Genomic DNA, 19,631 nt, shown 5'->3' on the forward strand with positions numbered 1-19,631 from the left:
CGCGGGCCCGATCGCTGACGGCTCAGCTAGCCATTCCCCGGCGTTTCAGGTAGCTCCAACGCCAACGATCATCAAGGCAGCCTCCGGCGGATAGCGGCGTTGCATCAGCGAGTGATTCTGGGCGGCGGATCGTCGGATCGCCGCCGGTGCCGCACGAACAAGGCCCAAGCGCCGCCAGCCGCCAGCAGCACACCGAGGGTGACCAGGCCGCGCACGGTCGCAGCACCCTCCTCATTGGACCATGGCCCATCCGCCGCCGTGGTCGGGCCGCCGTCGTCCGGCGCGCTTGTCGGCACCGACTCAAAACCCCTAGGCGGTACGTCTGCCGTCAGCGCCGCCACCAGATCGATGACGCCGTACCCGTACTGGTCGTCCCGGCCAGGCGGCCCCTTGTCGATCGCAGTGGCAGTCAACCGATGCGCCACCTCGTCCGCCGGAAGGTACGGATACTTGGCCCGAATCAACGCCGCCGCCCCCGCCACAATCGCCGCAGCGCTCGACGTACCCGTACCCTTCAAGTACAAGTCATCGTAGCTTGTGCTGTAGATTTCCACAGCTGGCGCGACTATGTCGATCTCAGGTCCAACCACCGATACTTCGGCGTGAACTCCTCGACGGTCGACTCCGCCTACGGAAATTACGCCTTTCAAAGCGGCAGGCCAAATGACGTGTGCGTCATTCGGCCGGTTGCCTGCTGAGGCGACGACGAGTATGTTAGCGGCGCGTGCGGCATCGATGGCGCGCAGAAGGCGGGAATTTACGCCGTTGCCTCCTGCCGAAATGCTAATAATGTCAGCCCCGGCTGAGATCGACTTTTCGATAGACTCTGCTAGTCGGTCCGTGTCTCCTTCGCTGTTAGATTTGAAGGACCTGATTGGCAAGATTTTCGCCTGTGGGGCGATTCCGAGAGCGCCTGTGCCGTCTCGGCGTCCGTGGGCAGCGATGAGTCCGGCCATCCCTGTCCCGTGTCCGTTGTGGTCCTCGTGGCCATTGCCGCCCGTCTCGGACAGGAGATCTATTCCATCGAGAACGTTCTCATGAAGATCTGTGTGGGGATAAACTCCTGTGTCGGTTACGGCGACAACAACACCTGCGCCTCGGCTAATTTGGTGAGCCTCTTCGACGTTTAGATAGTCCAAATGCCACTGGTCGCCTCGGACGCGGTTTGCGCCATCGGGAGATGGGGATGCGGTGTTGGCTGGGTGCGCAAGGGGAGCCGTGGGTATGAACAGCGGGTTCAGTGAGATTGCAGCCGCGAGACTGGCCCAAGTCTTCACCGATTGATGCCAATGGCTGGGCCAGGGTCAATCGGTCCTTCCTCGTCAGGGGAGCGAACGATTGGACTGACCCCTTGGTCCATTTCCCATGGGTTGTCTGGGTCCCACTGGCGTTGCTCGTCGTCCCGGTCTGTACGCCCTAAGGATCCTGTTGTTCCTGCAATTCCGGGGATCCCTGACCTGAGAGTCGACTCGGAGATGGTATGTGGGTGTATCCCGCCAATGCCTCTTCCGCCTCTCGGGCGAGAACCGGCGGCACCACTTGGGGTAGTGCCTGCCGCCCCGCCACCGATGACCCCACCGATCGGGTTGGTCCGCCGAGGCTGTGCACTGCCCGCACCTGGTTGGTTGGGGCCGATTCCGGGTATTCCGCCAATTACGCCACCTGGTGGCATGGCGTGAGGCGCGTTTGGCGATTTTGGATGGAGGGGGAAGGCGCCGCCTCCGGTAATCGGGCGGCTGGTCTGGCCCGGTCGAGTCTGTCCAGGCATGCTCTCTAGAGGATTCCGTGGCGTTGTCAACGGTGGCACTGATGGGAGGCCGATCCCAGGCAATGGGACCTTTGGACTGGCAGGCGTCTCTGTGCCGGGTGGTCCTAAATTGGCTGGGGTTGACCCTAAGGGAGGTGTCGCCCCACCCAGCACTGGTCCAATTTGAGGAGCCTTCGGGCCAGGCACTGGCCGCATTGGGGACGTAAAGCCTTTGCTTATGTTCGTCGCAGTGGCTCGTAGGGCTACAGGAACAATCGGGGGGATGATTGGTGGTGCTCCTGCCGATCCGCCGTATACATCGGGATCTGAGGGCTGCCTGGTTATGGGCTGTGCTGGTGGGGGTTGGCGGAGCATTACTTGGGCTTGTTGGAGTTCGCCGCTGAGTCCATACATGATGCCGCGGGCCTGAACGTTCAGCCGTTCGAGATCGGCGTCGGCGACCGGAGGCTGGCTCGTTCTGCTGCCGGCGGCGGCCTTGGGGTCGGCTACGGTCTCGTCCCATGCGCGCTTCTGTTGGAGCTTGCCGGCGTACTCCTCGTAGATTTTCTTGAGTTCGGTGCGGGTGCTGGCGAGCGCCTGGGTTGCGGCGGACAGCGCGCTCTGGTTGGCGGCGGCGGCGTCGTGGGTCTGTTGTACCTGCTCGATCAGATCGTCCAGCTCGGCGAGGTAGACGCGGGCCGCGGCGTTGGTTTCGGGTGGCCAGGCTTTTGCCAGACCGTTTCGGTAGGTCCGGAGCCGGGTGAGGTGCTCGCTGGCCAGGTCGCAGACCTTGCGCCAACCGGCGACGTGCCGCCAGTGCTGATCGGTCTGGTGGTCTTGCAGGCAGGCCCACATGTCGCCGACGTTCATGAGGTACCAGTCGGTGAGGCCACCGCTGCGGCCGACGCCGGGTTCTCTCATGGCAGCACCACCGGGCCGGCGCTGTCGGGGCCGGTGGGGTCGGTGAGCGACGGCGACGCGGCGGACTGCCCGGACGCGAGGCCGGTGCGGTTGAGCGCCGCCTGAACGTCGGCGACCTGGGCTGCCGAGAAGGCGTCGGCTGCGCCGTACCGGTCGGCCACCTGACCTGCGGCGGCGGCCAGGTGGCCGGTGCTGTGGCCGAGACCCCAGACGGCGTTGGCGGCGGCTTGCTGGGTTTCCCAGTGTGCCCGCATGAACTGCACCAGCTCGATGAACGCGTCCGCCGGATTGGGCACCTTGGCGAGCATGTCATTGGCGATGTACGGCAGGTGGGTGGCGTAGTTCTTCTCCACCTCGGCGCGGAGCCGATCGGCGAACTCCCGCATCTGCCGGATGTCTGCCTCGATGCCGCCGTAACCGCGTAACCAGGACGCTTGTCGATCGTCCTCGGGGATCATCGGCCCCTCCCAATCTGTCACGGCTTCGTTTCACTGAGTGAGGTTAGTAGCTGGCCGCCGCCCTCGGGAGCCCCTGCCGCCGCGCCGATGTCCGGCCGCGTCCGGTGGCGTGTCGGATATCCGAAGGTCAGCGCGGAAGTCCGGAGGCCCGCCAGGCGCCGGGACCGGGCAGCGGGCGTACGCCCGAGGGGTGGCCGCTGCGGGCCCAGGCCGAGCCGGGAGCCGGCGCCGGTACGGCTGCCGGGCGGGAACGGGCGACGAGCGCGCCGACCAGCGCGGCCACCTCTTCGGCCGTCGGCGTGCCGCGCACGATCCGGAACAGCGGCTCATCCCCAGACATGTCCGCCAGCGTACGCCGGGTGAGTTTTGATCTTCGTCGCACAGTGGCGTGCCGGCGGTGTGACCGTCAGCGCTGCCGGGTACCGTCTCAGCGATGTCTGAAGCTTCCTCCCCCCAACTCGTCGCCGACCGGTACCGGCTCATCTCGCCGCTCGGTCAGGGCGGCATGGGTCGGGTATGGAAGGCCCGCGACGAGGTGTTGCACCGCGACGTCGCGATCAAGGAACTGGTACCGCCGCCGGGTCTGACCAACGACGAGCGCCGCGAGATGCGGGAGCGTTCGCTCCGCGAGGCCCGCGCGATCGCCCGCCTCAACAACATCAATGTCGTACGCATCTTCGACGTGCTCCGCACCGACGGCGACCCCTGGATCGTCATGGAGTACGTGGCGTCCCGCTCGTTGCAGGATGCGCTCGCGGCCGACGGGCCGGTGTCGCCGGCCCGGGCGGTGGAGATCGGGCTGGGCGTGCTGAACGCGCTGAAGGCCGCGCACAAGGCCGGCATCATGCACCGTGACGTGAAGCCCGGAAACGTGCTGCTCGGCAACGACGGTCGGGTGGTGCTCACCGACTTCGGCCTGGCGACGATTCCGGGCGACCCGAACGTCACCCGCACCGGCATGGTGCTTGGCTCACCGGCGTACATCGCACCGGAGCGCGCCCGGGACGGCACGTTCGGGCCGGAGGCGGACCTGTGGTCGCTGGGCGCCACGCTCTACGCGGCGGTCGAGGGCAAGTCGCCGTACGCGCGACCGTCGGCGATCGCCACGCTGGCCGCGCTCGCCACCGAACCGGTGCCGCCGGCACGCAACGCCGGTCCGCTCAAGCAGGTGCTCGCCGGGCTGCTGCGTAAGGATCCACAGGAGCGCATCACCGCCGAGTCGGCTGAGCGCATGCTGCGCAAGGCCAGTGGGCGGCGGGCTCGCGGCATCTCGCTGCTTGATGGCGTACGCCGGCCGGGGCCGAACGGTCCGCGCGAGCCGCGTCCGCCGCTGGTGCCGGGGCCACGCCCGTCCGGGGAACGCCCGGCGACGCCGTCCGCCCCGGTCACGCCGCCTGCGCCGCGTACCCCGCCGCTCGCCGGGCTCGCCGCTGGCGCTGCTGCCGCCGGCTCCGCGCGGGACCAGTCGACCACCACCCCGCCCGGATCGGACGCCGCACCCACGGCGAAGGTCGGCTCGGACGCGGCCCCGACGGCGAAGGTGGACGGTGCCGCCTCGGGCCCGGAGGCCGCCCCGACGACCAGGGTGGACGCCTCCTCCGGCGGCGTCTCTGATGCCGCGCCCACGGCGAAGGTGGACGCCCCTGATCCGGCTGGCCCGGCGAGCGGGTCGGGCGCGCCGTCCGCCGCCGACAAGGACTCCGCCGGCAGCAAGGACGCCACCGACGCCGGGGACACCGCCGGCACCGGGGACCCTGCGAGAAGCGACGATTCCGGCGCTGGCGGCGAGGACGCTGCCGAGGAAAGGACTGCGGTCGAGGGCGGCGCGGCCACGGCGGGCGATGCGGCGTCCGGTACGCAGGCCGCTGCGGCGGGCGCTGCCTCGACGGTGACGCCGACGGCCGGCCCGGACCGGTCGACGTCGGAGGTCTCGGCGACCCGGGTGGATTCGCAGGCACCGGTGGCGGACGCGACTCGGGTGGTAGCGGGTGGTACCCCACAACTGTCGTCGGCACCGGTGAGCCCGGCAGCGGCCCGCGGCTCCATTTTCACCGCCGGTCAACTGCGGTCGGAGCGGACCCGGCGCGCCGTGCTCGTCGGTGCCCTGGTCGCCCTGCTGCTGGTCGGCCTGGTGGTGGTCGTACCGCTGCTCACCAGCCGCGACAGTGGCGGAGGGGAGACCCCGCAGGACACCGCCGGCAGCACCGAGGCGTCCGCGTCGCCGGCCTCCGAGGCACCCGCGCCGCCGCCACCCACCAGCGCGGCTCCGCCCAGCCCCAGCCCGTCCGCCTCGCCGAGCCCATCCGAGACCGCCGCCGGTGGCGTGCCGGACGGATGGACGCTGCGCACCGACCCGGTGGGCTTCAAGGTGGCGGTGCCGGACGGCTGGCAGCGCAGCTCCGGCAGCACCTGGGTCAAGTACCGGGATCCGAACGGGGTCAGCGAGCTGACCATCGACCGCACCGACACGCCGAAGAAGGACGCGGCGGCCGACTGGCGGCGCATCGAGCCGGGTCGGAAGAACGTCCGTGGCGTGCAGAACTATCGGCTGATCGACATCTCCCCGCTCGACTGCAAGTGGCGTACCTGCGCCGACTGGGACTGGTTGCAGACCCGCAACGGGGTCGAGATCCGGGTCCGTAACCGGGGATTCGTGACCGCCAGCAACCGGGGCTTCGCCCTGCGCTGGGAGGTGCCGAACCAGGACTGGGACGCGCAGCTCGAAAACTTCGAGATGATCTTTCGGGAGTTCGTGCCGGACCGTCAGGACTGACGCCGAGGCATGGTCTTCCGTCGTTCGGGGTATCTGATCTCCGAAGACGGAAGGGAGGCCCGAAATGGGTTACCGAGTAAGGGATGCCCAGCCCCGTCTGGCACTGTGGACGCTCGTGGCGCTCGGCAACGTCGCACTGCTGGTCGCCGCCGTCGGTGTCGCCGTGCTGGCCACGCTGGTCAGCATCCTGACGCTGGCCGGAGCCGCGTTCGTCGGCTGGAACGTTACCCGCCGGGGCACCATCACCCGCCGTGGCGGCATGACCGTACCGGTCGCGCTGGCTGCCCGACGGCGAGCCTGAGCGGCACTGTCCGGGACGGTGGACCTGAGTCGCCGTCCGACACAGGAACACGAGGGGCGCCGCGCCGGCGGTAGGGCTGAGGGTGGGCACGCCGGCAGGGGCTGTGGAACGGACGCGGCGGTGGGTCGGTGTCTGCTTCGCGCAGGGACGCCGACCCACCGCCGCAGCCGTACGTCAGGTGTTGTTGGCCAGTGCGATCAGCCGGCTGCGGTCGCCGTTCCAGTAGTTACGGTCGACCCCGCCGCTGATGCCGGCGACGCTGCCAGAATCGGTGTACTGCCAGAAGCTCCAGAATGGCGCGCCGGCCGGCAGGGTGCCGACCGAGGAGGACCAGCGGGCAACCCAGAGCGGGTGGTTGGCCCAGGGGCCGCTCCAGCTACCGGTGCACTGGTTCCAGAAGCTTGTGGTGGTGTAGATGACCGCGTAGCGGCCGGTGCGCGAGCGGTAGGTGTTCAGGAAATCCTGCACCCAGTTGCGCATCGCGGTGGTGCTCAGGCCGTAGCAGTAGCCGCCGCTGTACGGGTTCGCCTCCAGGTCGAGCGCTGCCGGGAGGGTACGGCTGTCGGCCGACCAGGCGCCGCCGTTGGAGGCGAGGAAGTTCGCCTGCACCGCGCCGGAGGAGATGTTGGGCCGGGCGAAGTGGTACGCACCCCGGATCACCCCGGCGTTGTACGCGTTCACGTAGTTCGCGTTGAAGTTCGGGTCCTTGTAGCTCGTACCCTCGGTGGCCTTGATGAAGGCGAACTGGATGCCGGCGTTGCGGACGCTCGTCCAGTTGATGGTGCCCTGGTAGCGCGAAACGTCGATGCCGGGCACGGTGGCCGCGGCGGCCGGGGTCGCGGTGGCGACGAGCCCGGCCGCGGCGGCCGCGAGCACGGTGAGCGCGGCAGCGGTCAGCCGGCGCAACGATGATCTGGTACGACCCATGACGTCCTCCTGAGACGGGTGTCGATTGACAGTCATCTTTGGAGGGTGGTGTCCGGCAGATCAATGGAGATGAGGAAAACTTAAACCGCGCGGAGTGTGGTGCGGGCACACCTGGCGCTCAGCGCAGCGCCGCCGGGTCGACCTGCCAGCGGAACGGCTCAGCGAGCGTGAGCGTCTCACCGGCCTTGGCCACCTGGTCCTCGACGTAGTGCCCGCCGTCGAGCCGGTACAGCCGCAGCGAGGGAGCGTCACCGTCCTGCTCGACCAGCAGGTACCAGGGGATCCGGGCGATCGCGTAGAGCTGCATCTTTACTACCCGGTCGGCGGCGGCGTTGCCCGGCGACACGATCTCGCAGACCAACGCCACCTCGCTCGCCTCGATCACGTCGCCCTCGTCGTCGGTGTCCGCCACGACAACATCCGGTATCGCGATCCGGTTGGATCCGAGCCGAACGTTGACCGCCTCGAAGACCAGGAACCCGCCAGGGTGGGCCGCCGGCCGCAGTGAGGCGACGAGACTCCAAGACACCAACTGGTGGCGCTTGCTCGGGGCAGGGCTCAAGATCAGGCTCCCGTCGAGCAGTTCGATTCGGCTGTTGGTCTCGCCCAGCGCGAGGTATTCGGCCTCCGTCCAGAGGCCCATGTGCGACTCCAGGGGCTCCGCGCTCACCGGCGTTCACCTCCCGATCCGATTCGTCACCCGGTCAGTCTCACACCATACGGGCGGTTGGCCCGGGATCGACACCCGAACGCCTCACCCGCCGGAGGACCGGGCTGGCACGCGGCCGGTAGGCTCGCGCCCCATGGTGTCGATCGAGGGCATGACCGCGTTCTGGGACCGCCTGCTCGGTGCGCAGCCCGACCCGCCTCCGCTGCTGGTGGTGCTTACCGGCCTGGTCGCGCTGCTCGTGGTCGCCACCCGGCTGCCGTGGCGGATCGCCCGCAACGTGATCACCATCGCTCACGAGGGCGGTCACGCGCTGGTCGCCGTGCTCACCGGGCGCAAACTGCAGGGCATCCGGCTGCACTCGGACACCTCCGGGCTCACCCTCTCCGCCGGCCGTCCTACCGGTCCGGGCATGGTGCTGACCCTGCTCGCCGGGTACATCGCCCCACCCCTTGTCGGTCTGGGCGGGGCCTGGCTGCTCGCCGGCAACCGGATCACCCTGCTGCTCTGGATCGCCGTGATCCTGCTGCTGGCCATGCTGATCATGATCCGCAACGTCTACGGTGCGCTCACCCTGGTGGTCACCGGCGGTGCGGTGCTCGCCATCTCCTGGTACGCCAGCCCGCAGGTGCAGGCCGCCTTCGCCTGGACCGGCGTGTGGTTCCTGCTGCTCGGCGGCGTACGCCCGGTCGTGGAGTTGCAACGGCTGCGTACGCAACGGGGCATGCCGGCCTCCGACGCCGACCAGCTGGCGGGGATCACCCCGCTGCCGGCGTTCTTCTGGGTGGTCCTCTTCGGCCTGGTCAACCTCGCCGTGCTGGTGGCCGGCGGCCTGATGCTTGCCGGCCCCCTGCTCGCCGAGGCCGGCCTGGTCGCTTCCGGCTGACCGGTCACGGCAGTACCACCAAGTCGTGACCCCGACCTCCGTTCAGCGCACCTCCATCGACTCTCCCGAGTCTGCTTCATGACCAAGTGGCGCCGGCTTGCCGACCCGCTCTGCGCGGCGGGTGACGATAGTCAGCCGCTCGGGGCTCATGCAGATCCACTGTCCGGAGCCGGACTCCGGTCGCAGCACCCAGATCGCCTCGCTGAGGATGTCGGTGACGATGCCCGGTCGGTCCGCATCCTCGTCGTGGACCAGGTCGCCGACCCAGGCCAGGGGTGCGTCATCGCGTCCTTGGTCGGGCTGCCGGTCGAGAGGGTTCGCCTGCGGAATTGGCTTCGACATGATGCTCTACCTCCGGTCGGGATGTGGGGTTGGCTGGCGAGTCCGCCGCGCATTCGTGGTGGCTGACCTGGGCTGCTGCGGTCGGTCGGCACGTTGATTACCGCCTCGCCGGGGAGCGGGAGCGGGTGGACTGAGTCTTCGGAGTCCGGCGTGCTGGACGAAGACCTCTCGTCGGACGATCGCGTCGCCGCTCTTGTCCAACTACCTCCGACGGAATCGGTGCCATGCCGTGATCCGGGTACGCGCGATGTGAGCCTCCGGGCACCAGCCGCTGTCCGTGCAGCGCTCGCAGCGGTGGTGTCGGTGGTATTCGAGGACGTACCAGGAGTGCTTGATCAGGTGAGGCGTACGCCGCGCCGTCACGACCAACACCCCGTCCGATGCCTGCCCGGCAGCGGGAGTTCCGGCGAGTGGATCACCCGGTTACGCCTGCGGTCCGGCTCGACGGGAGTCTCCATGATCCGTTTCATGCGCCTCCCTCTCTCGCGGTCAGCCGTGCAGAAAGCAACCGTACTGCCCTACCTAGTAAAGCGCAATGATGCGGAGAGTCGGGTTGCCGAGTAAGGCAGTAGAGTCGTTCTCGCATGAGGAGGGAGAGTTCCCCGTGAGTCGTTACGAACAAAACAGCACGTCAGACCGCTACGTGACCCCCGGTGGCGGTGACGCGTGGGCCGACGAAGCAGCCTCGACGGGTAGGCAAGGAACGCAGCGCATTACCGCAGCGGAGGAGATTTCCGCGCCTCCAGAGGTCGCCGACGCCCTGCGTCTAGCGCCGAACGCGCGTGTCGTGCTCCGACAGCGGGTAATGCTGCTCGACGGTCACGCCGTGGAACTCACCGACTCCTACTACCCGAGCAGCATCGCCATCGGAACACCGCTGGCCGACCGCGCCAAAATCCCCGGCGGTTCCGTCACCCTGCTCGCCAACCTCGGATATACCCCCGCCCGCGCGGTAGACGACATCACTGCGCGTCTGTCCACCCTCAGGGAGCAGGATGAACTCCACATCACCGAGCGAGACCCGGTGATCGTCCTCACTCGGCTCACGTTCGCCGCCGACGGCACTCCGTTCGAGTACAGCGTCATGACGATGACTGCCGCCGGCCGTCACCTCCGCTACCAGACCAAGGCGTGATCATGCCTCGACCGCAGAAGGACCCGCGTGCTCGCCACCAGCAGGTGGCGGCTGACCTGCGGGCGATGATCCTCTCCAAGGATCTGCCGCCGGGTAGCAAACTGCCGAGCACCGCCCAGTTGCAGCAGGAGTACGGCGTCCCCAACCAGACCGTGCAGAACGCCGTCGCTGTTCTCAAGCGCGAGGGCTACGCCGACAGTGCGCCGGGCAAGGGCGTGTTCGTCCGTGAACGCCCACAGCACATCGTCGCGCCGGCAGCTTTCATGACCCCGCCATCGGCCGGCCAGCCGTATCCCTGGCTCAGCGAGGCCGAACGGCGTGGGTTGAAGGGCTCGGCTGACCTGCTGCACGTCGCTGAGGTGATCCCTCCCGCTCAGGTCCGACTCGCGTTCGGTCTCGCGCACGGCGACGTGGCTGTGCTGCGCAAGCAGGTCATGCAACTCGACGACGAACCCGCCGAACTGGTGCACTCCTACTATCCGGTCGACATCGCGCGGGGAACACCGCTTGCCGAGAAGCGGCGTATCAAGGGCGGTACGCCGCGCGCCCTCAGCGACCTGGGGTTCGCGCCCAAAGAGTTCGTCGATCAGGTGTCGACGCGCCCGCCGACCTCCGAGGAGTTCGTCGTCCTGGAGTTACCGCCCGACATCTCGATCATGCGAACGTTCCGTGTCGTCTACGCGGAGGGCCGCCGCCCGATCGAGGCGACGGTCATGGTGAAGGCCGGGCACATGTACGAGTTGCAGTACCACCAGATCGTGAACCCGCCCCTGATGTGAATCTTGGTGCGAAAACGCCCCTCTGGGGGCGCTCTCGTACCAAGATCCGATATCGCGACCCGGCTATCGGGGCACGCGGCTCGGGCGATTCGGCAACCGCGCCCACCCCCTCGTGCGTGTCCATTGAGACTCGCAGGGAGGTAGCAGGTGCCGGACGCCGACGGGTTCGACGAGTTCTACCGGGGGAGCCGACAACGGTTGCTCGGCTTCGTCTACGTGCTTACCGGTGACCTCGCCGAAGCCCAGGACGCCGTTCAGGAGGCGTACGTACGGGCCTGGCAGCGGTGGTCCACGGTGGGCGGCTACGACGAACCCGAGGCATGGGTACGGGTGGTGGCCAGCCGGCTCGCGGTGAGTCGTTGGCGCAGTATGCGTAGCCGGGCACGGGCGTACCTGCGGCACGGTGCCGTGGAAAGCGTCCCCGCCCCGGGCACGGAAACCGTCGAGGTAGTCGCCGCGTTGCGCCGCCTGCCCGAGGAACAGCGGATCGCGATCGCCCTGTACTACCTGGTCGGCCTGCCGGTCGCCGAGGTGGCGCGGCAGACTTCCGCCCCCGTCGGCACGGTCAAGGCCCGTCTCTCCCGGGGGCGTGCCGCGCTCGTCGGGCTACTCGCCGTCTCTGACCTGGAGGAGGCAACCGGTGCGTGACGAGATGACGTTCGCCGAGCGACTGCACCAGGACCTGCGGGATGTCCGCTGGCCGGAACCGGCGGTGCTGCGTGAGCGGGCCCGCCGCCGTCGGCGCCGAGCCGTGTTGGGCGCGGCGAGCGCCGTACTGGTCCTGGCGGCTGGGCCCGCGATCGCGGCGATGGGTCTCGTGGCGCCCTCGCCCTCCGCGCCGCAAACGTCGCCGCCGACCTCCGCACCGCAAACGTCGCCGTCGCTCTCCGCCGGCATTCCGCACGAGGCGTTGGTCCAGCCGGAAGATCTTGTCACGAAGACCGCTCCGCCGCTGGGCCAGAGCGGGCTCGGTGAGCCGGTGCGGATCGACCATATGCTGTTGTTGTGCCTTGAGGCGCAGGGCCGGACAACATATTGGGAGACGTCGCGGTACTCGCGTTCGCAGACCCTGCTGCGGGAGTCTGCGGGGTCTGAGCCAAGGCCGGCCGACGTGGTGGTCAGCCAGGAGGTTTACCGGATCGCACCTGAGGCCGCCGCCGGCTTCTTCACCCGACTCGACGCACTGCTCGCACCGTGTGCGTCCTGGCGATTGAAGGGCGAGGTCCAGTGGGGAGACCGGATCGCGCGAGCCGAGGCGGACCATCGGTGGGAAGTGACGGAGCGTGACTTCGCGGGGGACGAGGCGATGCTGATCCGGCACACCGTCATGGGGGCACGCAACCTGGAGACTGGTGAGACCCGGAAGGGGGGACGGCCCGAGAGCCGCGCCGTGGTGCGGGTCGGCGACCTGATCACGGTGCTGACGGTCGGCCGCGACGGCACCGAGCCGGAGTTGCGGCAGGTTGCCGCCGTCGCGGCCGACCGCCTCTGCGTGGCGGCCAACGTGGCCTGTTGACGCTGGACTGCCCGCTCGGGGGCGTTAAGAAGGGGCCCTTTCTATGCACGAGGCGTTAACAAGGGCCCCTTCCTTACATACACACGCGCCTATAGCGGGATGTTGCCGTGCTTTTTCGGGGGGAGGGTCTCGCGCTTGGTGCGCAGCACCCGCAGCGCGCGGACGAGCTGGGTGCGCGTCTCGTGCGGCTGGATCACCGCGTCCACGTAGCCCCGCTCGGCGGCGATGTACGGGTTGGCCAGGGTGTCCTCGTACTCGGCGATCTTCTCGGCGCGGAGGGCGGCCGGATCCTCGGCGGCGGCCAGCTCCTGGCGGTAGAGGATGTTCACCGCGCCCTGCGCACCCATCACCGCGATCTGCGCGGTCGGCCAGGCGAAGTTCAGGTCGGCGCCGAGATGCTTGGAGCCCATCACGTCGTACGCTCCGCCGTACGCCTTGCGGGTGATGACGGTGACCTTCGGCACGGTGGCTTCGGCGTACGCGTAGATCAGCTTGGCGCCCCGGCGGATGATGCCGTCCCACTCCTGGCCGGTGCCGGGGAGGAACCCGGGAACGTCCACGAAGGTCAGCACCGGGATGTTGAACGCATCGCAGGTACGCACGAAGCGGGCCGCCTTTTCGCTCGCGGCGATGTCAAGCGTGCCGGCGAAGTGCATCGGCTGGTTGGCCACCACGCCTACCGGACGCCCCTCGACCCGGCCGAAGCCGATCACCATGTTCTGCGCGTAGAGCGGCTGGACCTCCAGGAACTCCCCGTCGTCAAGCACGTGCTCGATCACCCGGCGCATGTCGTACGGCTGGTTGGCCGAGTCCGGGATCAGCGCGTCCAGTTCCCGGTCGGCGTCGGTGACGGCCAGGTCCGCGTCGACCGGGTAGACCGGCGGCTCGTCCAGGTTGTTCGACGGCAGGTGGGACAGGAGCGCCCTGACGTAGTCGACCGCATCTTCCTCGTCCGTGGCGAGATAGTGCGCGTTGCCGCTGCGGGTGTTGTGGGTATGCGCCCCGCCCAGCTCCTCCATGCCCACGTCCTCGCCGGTCACCGTCTTGATCACGTCTGGGCCGGTGATGAACATGTGCGAGGTCTGGTCGACCATCACGGTGAAGTCGGTGACCGCCGGGGAGTAGACCGCGCCGCCCGCGCACGGGCCCATGATGAGCGAGATCTGCGGGATCACGCCGCTGGCCCGTACGTTGCGGAAGAAGATCTCGCCGTAGAGGCCGAGCGAGACCACGCCCTCCTGGATCCGGGCGCCGCCGGAGTCGTTGATGCCGATGACCGGGCAGCCGATCTTCATGGCCAGTTCCATCACCTTGACGATCTTCTCGCCGAAGACCTCGCCCAGGGAGCCGCCGAAGACGGTGAAGTCCTGGGCGAAGACGCAGACCTGGCGGCCGTCCACCGTGCCGTAACCGGTGATCACGCCGTCGCCGTACGGGCGGGTGCGGTCCAAGCCGAAGTTTGTGGAGCGGTGCCGGGCGAACTCGTCCAGCTCGACGAAGGAGCCCTCGTCGAGGAGCATCGCGATCCGCTCCCGAGCGGTCTTCTTGCCCCTGGCGTGCTGCTTCTCCACGGCGCGGGCCGAGCCGGCGTGGACCGCCTCGTCGACCCGACGTTCCAGGTCCGCCAGCTTGCCGGCGGTGCTGTGGATGTTGGTCCCGGTCTCGGTAGTCACCCAGGGAATATAACGATGGTTCAGGTCACCCACGGTGTGCAGTCCGCCCCCGGACGCGCGGCCGTAGGCTGGCGGGATGCCGGGTTCGCCGTACACCGATCTGGATCGCCCGCCGCTGTCGGCGGCCCGGTTGCGCCGGGCGCTGGTCGCGCCCTACGGCCCGTGGTCGCGGCTGGAACTGCGGACCGAAACCGGTTCCACGAACGCTGACGTCGCCGAGGCGGCGCAGGGTGGCGAGCCGGAGGGCCTGGTCGTGGTCGCCGAGCGGCAGACCGCCGGACGTGGGCGGCGCGGGCGGGTCTGGCAGTCACCGCCCCGGGCCGGCATCGCGACAAGCGTGCTGCTCCGGCCCGGACAGGCCGTGCCGGACCGGGACTGGCTGGCCGCACCACCGTCGGGGTACGGCTGGCTGCCGCTGCTGGCCGGCGTGGCGCTGGTCGAGGCGGTGACCCGGCTGGCCGAGCTGGACGCCACCCTGAAGTGGCCGAACGACCTGCTCATCGACGGGGCCAAGTGCGCCGGGATCCTTGCCGAGGCGGTGCCCGGCCCTGTTTCGGGTGAACCTCCGGCCGTGGTGCTCGGCATCGGGCTGAACGTCACACTCCGCGCCGACGAGCTGCCGGAACATCCGACCGGCCTGCCGGCGACCTCGCTGCAACTGGCCGGCGCGGCGGCCACCGACCGGGATCCCCTGCTGCGTGCCCTGCTCCGGTCACTCGCCGACTGGTACGCCCGCTGGCGGGACGCCGGTGGTGACGCGACGGCCAGCGGCCTGCGGGAGGCGTACCTGAAGGTGTGCGACACCGTGGGCCGTGAGGTCCGCGCCCTGCTTCCCGACGGCACCACCCTCACCGGCACCGCCACCACCGTCGACCAGGACGGCCACCTCCTCCTAACCACCCCCACCCCGCATCCCCTCCCCACCCCGCATCCCCTCCCCACCCCGCATCCCCTCCCCACCACCACCCACTCCTCCCCGCCGCCGACCTCCTCCACCTCCGCTGACCCCTGCCACCCCACCCCACCCCCACCCCCACCCCCGCCCCCGTCCCGCCCCGCGATCTTGCAGTTTTGGTCGGGACAAATGGGTCTTTAAGGTGCACAACGGCGACGGGAAGTGCAAGATCGCGGAGGGGGTGGGTGGGCGTGGCCGGGTGGTGGATGTGGGGGAGTGGGGGCGGGGGGTTAGCGTCTGGGCGTCCGGTTCTGCGAGGAGGTATCCGTGGCGTTCCCCGAAGACGTGCTCACCGAGGACGAGCACGTCGTGCTGCATCTGCATCCGCACTGGAAGGCCCTGGTCCGGCCGGTGGTGGTGCTGGTGCTCGCCATCGCCGCGGTGGCGGCCGGCGTGCTGTTCCTGCCCTCCGGTGGTGGCGGCTCGATGACGCTCGCCGTGATCGGCGGTCTCGGCGTGCTGGCGGTGCTCTGCCTGACCGTCTGGCCCTACATCTCCTGGCGAGCCACGCACTACCTGTTCACGAACGAGCGGGTGGTGCTCCAGCACGGCATCTTCTCCCGGGAGCGGCGGGACATCCCGCTCAGCCGGGTCAACGACCACTCGATGAACCAGCACCTGATGGGGCGTCTGTTCGGCTACGGCACCCTCACCATCGAGTCGGCCGGGGAGCGCGGTCAGTCCGTGCTACCCGACGTGCCGAAGGTCGACCGGGTCCAGACGAAGCTCTACGAACTGGTCGAGGCGTTCCACGACAAGCACTCGCTCGGCGATGGTGAGCTGCGCGAGATTCTCGCCGAGCGGGACAAGAGCGCCGGCACCTGACCGCCCGCCGCAACGTCGTGGGCCCGGAATCACCACTCCCGGCCCACGACGGGGACCGGTCACGATGGTCTCCGGTGGGAGGGTTTCGCGGTCACCTGCGCAACGGGTTCGAGGTCACCGGCGGAACCGGTCGCGAAGGTCAGCGGCGGCGGAAGCGGCGTGGCGCGGGAGCGGCCTGGAGTTCGGCCAGTTCGGCTTCCAGTTCCCGGTCCAGCGCCGCGCTGAGTTCGGCCTCGGCGCTCAGCGCACCGGTTCGTGGCTGGATGGGGCGGTGGCCGTCGCCCGGCTGCCGCGCCGGTGGCTCCTCTTCCTCCAGTTCCGTGATCGACTCGGCGAGTTCGGCCACCGGGTCCATCTCGGCCATCGTGTCCCACTCGTCGCGCGGCAGGCCCTGCCACGTCTGGGGGGCCTCGGCGGGCGCTGCGGGCTGGAAGACGAAGGTGCGGTACGACCAGAAACGGAACAGGGTGGCGAGCACCACGCCGCCGGTCTTGGCGATGTTCAACGCCAGCAGGCCGGTCACGCCGAGCCCGTACTTGGCGGCGGCGAGTACGCCGAGTTCGATGAGTAGGCCCACTCCGTTGAAAAAGAAGAACAGGGCATATTCCCGACGCATCGCCGATTTCGGACGATCCCGGTACGTCCAGTGCCGATTCATCAGATACGACGTGATCGTCGCCACCACTGTGGCGACCACTGCGGCCTTGAGTTGACCGTCTACGAAAACGGTGAGTGCGAGTGCATTGAACACGGCGTAATTAATGACCGTGTTGATGCCACCGACCAAGCCGAATTTGAACGCCTCGTGGAGGAACTTGTGCCAGCGCTCGGGCAGCAGGCGGGCGAGAGGCATGCGAAACACCTTAGGGCAGTGGGCTGGGGTCGGCTGGTTCGTCCGGGTGAGTGGGCGCCGGGTCACGCCCGGAGATCCCGGTTCACTTCCGCGACGTCTGGAGTTCCCGCTTCGACGAAGACGAACCGCCGGTATGACCAGAAGCGGAACAACGTCCCGAGCCCGGTGCCCACGACGTAGCTGGCGATGTTGTCGGCGAGGCGGTTCTGGAAGACCTCCGGCCAGATGCTGCCGAGCCCGTAGCGGCTGATGGCCAGGCAGGCGACCGCGATGCCCAGACCGACCGCGTTGAAGACGAAGAAGAGCGCGTACTCGCGGGCCGGGTTGGAGCGCTTCCGGTGCCGCCAGGTCCAGAAGCGGTTGCCCAGGAAGGCGAAGGTGGCGGCGATCACCGTGGAGATGGTCTTCGCGGTGATCTGCTCGATGCCCTGCGGGCCGATCAGGTAGTTGAAGAGCGCGAAGTCGACGAGGAAGGCGACCCCACCCACGGTCGCGAACTTGCTCAACTCCCGCACCAGGTGACCGAACCGGTCGACCAGGGTATGCACCAGACCCGAGCGGGTCGGCGGGGAGTCGGACTCCCCGGTCATCGTGGCGGCCACCGTGCGAGCGTACCGGTTGACAGCCACCCAGACGGGTAGCAACGACCACCGAGGTCCAGCGGTACGGCGAGACGAACGGGCACGGACGGAGCGTAACCGCCGCCGGTGGAATGTGGCGTTGGGTTGCCCTTCCCGTGATGCCGGTCGCAGCGGGTCGACCCGGCAGCCTCACCGGTACGCCCGCCGAAGGTCCGCCGCAGGATTTGCGTGAAACTGCGCGTAAAAGCGGGTAAAGGCTCGTGAAGCCGCAGCGTGACCGTGCCTTGTGCAGTTCTTCACAACCGGTCCCACTGACTGACGAGGTCCACCGGTTTACGCTGAGCCCAATCCCAGGTTTCCACGAGGCGACGCGATGCGGCGCCAATACTCGTGCACTCCATAGACCGGTCAGCGTCGACCACAAGGAGATGTGTCATGGTTGCTCCGGCCACCGTTCGGGGGATCGATCAGGCCCCGACGTCCCACCCCAAACTGCTCGCCTGGGTCCGTGAGGTCGCTGAACTGACCACCCCTGACCAGGTTGTCTGGGTGGACGGCTCCGACCAGGAATGGCGTCGGCTCACCGACGAACTGGTCGAGTCCGGCACCCTCATCCGGCTGAACCCCGAGAAGAAGCCAAACTCGTTCTACGCGCGGACGGACCCGACGGACGTGGCACGGGTCGAGGAGCGGACGTTCATCTGCTCCGTCGACGAAGCGGACGCCGGACCCACGAATAACTGGATGGCGCCCGCCGAGATGAAGCGGACGATGACGGAGTTGTACCGCGGCTCGATGCGCGGGCGGACGATGTACGTCATCCCGTTCGTGATGGGTCCGGTCGAGGCCGAGAGCCCGATGTTCGGTGTGGAGATCACGGACAGCCCCTACGTGGTGGCGTCGATGCGGATCATGACCCGGATGGGCGCCAAGATCCTCGAAGCGATGGGCGACGACGCGGACTTCGTGCACGCGCTGCACTCGATCGGTGCGCCGCTGGCCCCGGGTCAGCAGGACGTCGCCTGGCCGTGCAACGAGACCAAGTACATCTCGCACTTCCCGGAGACCCGGGAGATCTGGTCCTTCGGCTCCGGCTACGGCGGCAACTCGCTGCTCGGCAAGAAGTGCTACGCGCTGCGGATCGCCAGCGTGATGGGGCGGGACGAGGGCTGGCTCGCCGAGCACATGCTGATCCTCAAGATCACTTCGCCGGAGGGGCGGGTCTACCACATCGCCGGCGCCTTCCCGTCGGCCTGCGGCAAGACCAACCTGGCCATGCTCGAACCGACAATCCCGGGCTGGAAGGTCGAGACGATCGGTGACGACATCGCCTGGATGCGGTTCGGCCCGGACGGCCGGCTCTACGCGGTCAACCCGGAGTACGGCCTCTTCGGCGTCGCTCCCGGTACCGACTGGAAGACCAACGCCAACGCCATGCGGACGCTGGACCGGGGCAACTCCATCTTCACGAACGTGGCGCTCACCGACGACGGGGACATCTGGTGGGAGGGCATGGGTGAGCCGCCGGCCCACCTGATCGACTGGAAGGGCAACGACTGGACGCCGGAGAGCGAGAACCTCTCCTCGCACGCGAACAGCCGGTTCTGTACCCCGATCACCCAGTGTCCGATCCTCGCCGAGGACTACTACGACCCGAACGGGGTGCCGATCGACGCGATCCTCTTCGGCGGCCGGCGGCGGGACACCGTACCGCTGGTCACCGAGGCCCGGGACTGGGTGCACGGCGTCTACCTGGGTGCCACGCTCTCCTCGGAGACCACCGCCGCCGCCTCCGGCGCGGTCGGCGTGGTCCGCCGCGACCCGATGGCGATGCTGCCGTTCATCGGCTACCACGCCGGTGACTACTTCCGGCACTGGATCGAGATGGGCAAGGGGGCCGACGGCGACGAGGCGAAGCTGCCGAAGGTCTACTACGTCAACTGGTTCCGCAAGGACCCGGAGGGCAACTTCCTCTGGCCGGGCTTCGGCGAGAACTCCCGGGTGCTCAAGTGGATCATCGAGCGGATCGAGGGCCGGGCGGAGGCCGTGGAGACGCCGATCGGGATGGTCCCCACGGTGGACGCCCTCGACGTCGAGGGGCTCGACATGACCACGGAAGACGTGCGGATCGCCCTCAAGGTCGACCCGAACGAGTGGCGGGACGAGCTGCCGCTGGTCACCGAGTGGTTCGAGAAGTTCGGCGACAAGCTGCCCGGCGTCCTCTGGGCCGAGTTGGACGCCCTGCGCGCCCGGCTCGACGCGGAGCAGCCGCAGCGGTAGGTGTGATCCTCG

General features: G+C 68.6%; 18 protein-coding genes and 1 pseudogene. 10 read left to right on the plus strand and 9 right to left on the minus strand.

Features of this window, described 5'->3' with window-relative positions; all coding sequences use genetic code 11:
• Positions 1-104: 104 nt before the first annotated feature.
• The 3 genes from mycP to QQG74_RS04410 all read right to left on the minus strand — a co-directional run bounded on the left by mycP (position 105) and on the right by QQG74_RS04410 (position 3,466).
• A complete protein-coding gene (gene mycP, locus QQG74_RS04400) occupies positions 105-1,226 on the minus strand; it encodes a type VII secretion-associated serine protease mycosin (protein ID WP_341721128.1) in 1,122 nt (373 codons plus the stop codon).
• Positions 1,227-2,664: 1,438 nt separating this feature from the next.
• Entirely contained in the window at positions 2,665-3,126 is a 462-nt protein-coding gene (locus QQG74_RS04405) for a hypothetical protein (protein WP_341719013.1), read from the minus strand.
• Between the two features lie 127 nt (positions 3,127-3,253).
• Entirely contained in the window at positions 3,254-3,466 is a 213-nt protein-coding gene (locus tag QQG74_RS04410) for an acyl-CoA carboxylase subunit epsilon (RefSeq protein ID WP_341719014.1), read from the minus strand.
• A 93-nt stretch (positions 3,467-3,559) separates the two neighbouring features.
• Between QQG74_RS04410 and QQG74_RS04415 the strand changes: the two genes are divergently transcribed.
• Positions 3,560-5,899, plus strand: coding sequence for a protein kinase (locus tag QQG74_RS04415; protein WP_341719015.1), 2,340 nt, complete (start codon positions 3,560-3,562; stop codon positions 5,897-5,899).
• Between the two features lie 64 nt (positions 5,900-5,963).
• Positions 5,964-6,200: a hypothetical protein gene (locus tag QQG74_RS04420; RefSeq protein ID WP_341719016.1), complete on the plus strand. Its 237-nt coding sequence runs from the start codon at positions 5,964-5,966 to the stop codon at positions 6,198-6,200.
• 174 nt (positions 6,201-6,374) lie between these two features.
• Here the strand turns inward: QQG74_RS04420 and QQG74_RS04425 are convergent, their stop codons facing one another.
• On the minus strand, positions 6,375-7,127 hold the full coding sequence (locus QQG74_RS04425; RefSeq protein WP_341719017.1) for a GH25 family lysozyme: 753 nt from the start codon (positions 7,125-7,127) through the stop codon (positions 6,375-6,377).
• A 118-nt stretch (positions 7,128-7,245) separates the two neighbouring features.
• Positions 7,246-7,797: a Uma2 family endonuclease gene (locus QQG74_RS04430; RefSeq protein WP_341719018.1), complete on the minus strand. Its 552-nt coding sequence runs from the start codon at positions 7,795-7,797 to the stop codon at positions 7,246-7,248.
• Between the two features lie 133 nt (positions 7,798-7,930).
• Here QQG74_RS04430 and QQG74_RS04435 point away from each other — a divergent pair, with 133 nt between their 5' ends.
• Entirely contained in the window at positions 7,931-8,680 is a 750-nt protein-coding gene (locus tag QQG74_RS04435) for a M50 family metallopeptidase (protein WP_341719019.1), read from the plus strand.
• 42 nt (positions 8,681-8,722) lie between these two features.
• Here QQG74_RS04435 and QQG74_RS04440 read toward each other — a convergent pair whose 3' ends face one another.
• Entirely contained in the window at positions 8,723-9,022 is a 300-nt protein-coding gene (locus QQG74_RS04440) for a hypothetical protein (RefSeq protein ID WP_341719020.1), read from the minus strand.
• Positions 9,023-9,626: 604 nt separating this feature from the next.
• Here QQG74_RS04440 and QQG74_RS04445 point away from each other — a divergent pair.
• From QQG74_RS04445 to QQG74_RS04460, 4 genes are all read left to right on the plus strand, one after another.
• The gene (locus tag QQG74_RS04445) at positions 9,627-10,157 is read left to right on the plus strand and encodes a UTRA domain-containing protein (RefSeq protein WP_341719021.1); all 531 of its coding nucleotides are present in this window, start codon (positions 9,627-9,629) and stop codon (positions 10,155-10,157) included.
• 44 nt (positions 10,158-10,201) lie between these two features.
• Positions 10,202-10,936 carry a GntR family transcriptional regulator gene (locus tag QQG74_RS04450; protein WP_341719022.1) on the plus strand — a complete coding sequence of 245 codons (735 nt, stop codon included), beginning with the start codon at positions 10,202-10,204 and terminating at the stop codon, positions 10,934-10,936.
• A gap of 147 nt (positions 10,937-11,083) precedes the next feature.
• On the plus strand, positions 11,084-11,584 hold the full coding sequence (locus QQG74_RS04455) for a SigE family RNA polymerase sigma factor (RefSeq protein WP_341719023.1): 501 nt from the start codon (positions 11,084-11,086) through the stop codon (positions 11,582-11,584).
• Complete coding sequence (locus QQG74_RS04460) at positions 11,577-12,452, plus strand: hypothetical protein (RefSeq protein WP_341719024.1); 876 nt, start codon at positions 11,577-11,579, stop codon at positions 12,450-12,452. Before QQG74_RS04455 ends, QQG74_RS04460 begins: the two co-directional genes overlap by 8 nt.
• An 89-nt stretch (positions 12,453-12,541) precedes the next feature.
• Here the strand turns inward: QQG74_RS04460 and QQG74_RS04465 are convergent, their stop codons facing one another.
• Positions 12,542-14,125 carry an acyl-CoA carboxylase subunit beta gene (locus QQG74_RS04465; protein WP_341719025.1) on the minus strand — a complete coding sequence of 528 codons (1,584 nt, stop codon included), beginning with the start codon at positions 14,123-14,125 and terminating at the stop codon, positions 12,542-12,544.
• Positions 14,126-14,201: 76 nt separating this feature from the next.
• On the opposite strand from QQG74_RS04465, the pseudogene QQG74_RS04470 reads away from it, so the two are divergent.
• Positions 14,202-15,130 (plus strand): annotated as a pseudogene (locus QQG74_RS04470) (biotin--[acetyl-CoA-carboxylase] ligase).
• Between the two features lie 217 nt (positions 15,131-15,347).
• A complete protein-coding gene (locus QQG74_RS04475) occupies positions 15,348-15,905 on the plus strand; it encodes a PH domain-containing protein (RefSeq protein ID WP_341719026.1) in 558 nt (185 codons plus the stop codon).
• 139 nt (positions 15,906-16,044) lie between these two features.
• Here QQG74_RS04475 and QQG74_RS04480 read toward each other — a convergent pair whose 3' ends face one another.
• Together QQG74_RS04480 and QQG74_RS04485 are read right to left on the minus strand one after the other, a co-directional pair.
• Positions 16,045-16,758: a GtrA family protein gene (locus QQG74_RS04480; RefSeq protein WP_341719027.1), complete on the minus strand. Its 714-nt coding sequence runs from the start codon at positions 16,756-16,758 to the stop codon at positions 16,045-16,047.
• A gap of 62 nt (positions 16,759-16,820) precedes the next feature.
• On the minus strand, positions 16,821-17,348 hold the full coding sequence (locus QQG74_RS04485; protein WP_341721129.1) for a GtrA family protein: 528 nt from the start codon (positions 17,346-17,348) through the stop codon (positions 16,821-16,823).
• Positions 17,349-17,774: 426 nt separating this feature from the next.
• On the opposite strand from QQG74_RS04485, the gene QQG74_RS04490 reads away from it, so the two are divergent.
• The gene (locus QQG74_RS04490) at positions 17,775-19,619 is read left to right on the plus strand and encodes a phosphoenolpyruvate carboxykinase (GTP) (RefSeq protein WP_341719028.1); all 1,845 of its coding nucleotides are present in this window, start codon (positions 17,775-17,777) and stop codon (positions 19,617-19,619) included.
• The last annotated feature ends 12 nt before the right edge of the window (positions 19,620-19,631 follow it).

Origin of the sequence: Micromonospora sp. FIMYZ51 (assembly GCF_038246755.1) — a bacterium.
In the GTDB taxonomy this organism is placed as follows: domain Bacteria; phylum Actinomycetota; class Actinomycetes; order Mycobacteriales; family Micromonosporaceae; genus Micromonospora.

What these genes read in the sequence shown, in the direction of transcription:
- QQG74_RS04435 (WP_341719019.1), top strand. Translation starts at nt 7,931, where the DNA reads ATGGTGTCGATCGAGGGCATGACCGCGTTCTGGGACCGCCTGCTCGGT.
- QQG74_RS04490 (WP_341719028.1), top strand. Translation starts at nt 17,775, where the DNA reads ATGGTTGCTCCGGCCACCGTTCGGGGGATCGATCAGGCCCCGACGTCC.
- QQG74_RS04480 (WP_341719027.1), bottom strand. Translation starts at nt 16,758, where the DNA reads ATGCCTCTCGCCCGCCTGCTGCCCGAGCGCTGGCACAAGTTCCTCCAC.
- QQG74_RS04410 (WP_341719014.1), bottom strand. Translation starts at nt 3,466, where the DNA reads ATGTCTGGGGATGAGCCGCTGTTCCGGATCGTGCGCGGCACGCCGACG.
- QQG74_RS04440 (WP_341719020.1), bottom strand. Translation starts at nt 9,022, where the DNA reads ATGTCGAAGCCAATTCCGCAGGCGAACCCTCTCGACCGGCAGCCCGAC.
- QQG74_RS04415 (WP_341719015.1), top strand. Translation starts at nt 3,560, where the DNA reads ATGTCTGAAGCTTCCTCCCCCCAACTCGTCGCCGACCGGTACCGGCTC.
- QQG74_RS04485 (WP_341721129.1), bottom strand. Translation starts at nt 17,348, where the DNA reads ATGACCGGGGAGTCCGACTCCCCGCCGACCCGCTCGGGTCTGGTGCAT.
- QQG74_RS04405 (WP_341719013.1), bottom strand. Translation starts at nt 3,126, where the DNA reads ATGATCCCCGAGGACGATCGACAAGCGTCCTGGTTACGCGGTTACGGC.
- QQG74_RS04420 (WP_341719016.1), top strand. Translation starts at nt 5,964, where the DNA reads ATGGGTTACCGAGTAAGGGATGCCCAGCCCCGTCTGGCACTGTGGACG.
- QQG74_RS04425 (WP_341719017.1), bottom strand. Translation starts at nt 7,127, where the DNA reads ATGGGTCGTACCAGATCATCGTTGCGCCGGCTGACCGCTGCCGCGCTC.